General features: G+C 65.9%; 1 protein-coding gene. It reads left to right on the plus strand.

All coding sequences use genetic code 11. From position 1 onward, the window contains the following. Positions 1 to 723 (plus strand): extracellular solute-binding protein (locus LD110_RS23335; protein ID WP_225502328.1); only part of this gene is annotated, 723 nt, incomplete at its 5' end. Positions 724 to 943: the final 220 nt, after the last annotated feature.

Genomic DNA, 943 nt, shown 5'->3' on the forward strand with positions numbered 1-943 from the left:
GAGAACCCGCTTGACCTGGCCACCTCCTACACCGGCGAGTGGCTGCCGTACGCGTACTCGCCATTCCTCCAGTCCGCAGGCGGCGACCTGATCAACCGCGACGGCTTCCAGAGCGCCCAGGGCACCCTTAACGGTGAGAAGGCTGTCGATTGGGCCAACTGGTTCCGCGGCCTCGTCACGAAGGGCTACATGGCCCAGAAGAGCGGCAAGGACCCCGTGGCGGACTTCACCAACGGCAAGAGCGCGGTCCTCTACATGGGCTCGTGGGCCGGGGACAAGGCCAGGGCCGCCGTCGGAGACGACCTCGTCGTCATGCCGAACGTTGACCTCGGCAACGGCCCGAAGATCGGCGGCGCGTCATGGCAATGGGGCGTGACCACGGGATGCAAGAACACCGAAGCGGCGATGGACTACCTGTCCTTCACGCTCAAGCCTGAGAACATCGCGAAGGTCGCGAAAGCCACCAGCACCATCCCGGCAACCGATGAGGCCGCCGCGCTCGTCCCGGCCTACGCGCCAGGCGGAGCAAATAGCATCTTCCGCGAGTTTTCCAAGAAGTACGCCGTCATGCGCCCTGAGACTCCGGCCTACCCGTTCATCTCCACGGAGTTCGGCAAGACCGTCCTGGACATCCTCTCCGGCGCCGACGCCAAGGGCGCCCTGGACAAGGCCGTCAAGGACATCGACGCGAACATCAAGTCCAACAACGGCTACAAGAGCTAATCAAGCTACGCGGGGCGCCGGCCGCCGCCGGCGCCCCCACCCTTATCCCACGACTTTCCAGGAAACACCATGACCATCAACCAGCAGGCAACCACCCGTCCGCCGGCACCGCAGCCGGACGCGGGGCGCCCGAAGCAGAAGGCCGGCCTGAGCACCGCGAACCGCCGCGAGGAGCGAACCGGCTGGGCGATGCTCACCCCTGCCATCCTTCTGCTCATCA

Origin of the sequence: Arthrobacter sp. M4, assembly GCF_020251205.1 — a bacterium.
Lineage (GTDB): Bacteria > Actinomycetota > Actinomycetes > Actinomycetales > Micrococcaceae > Arthrobacter.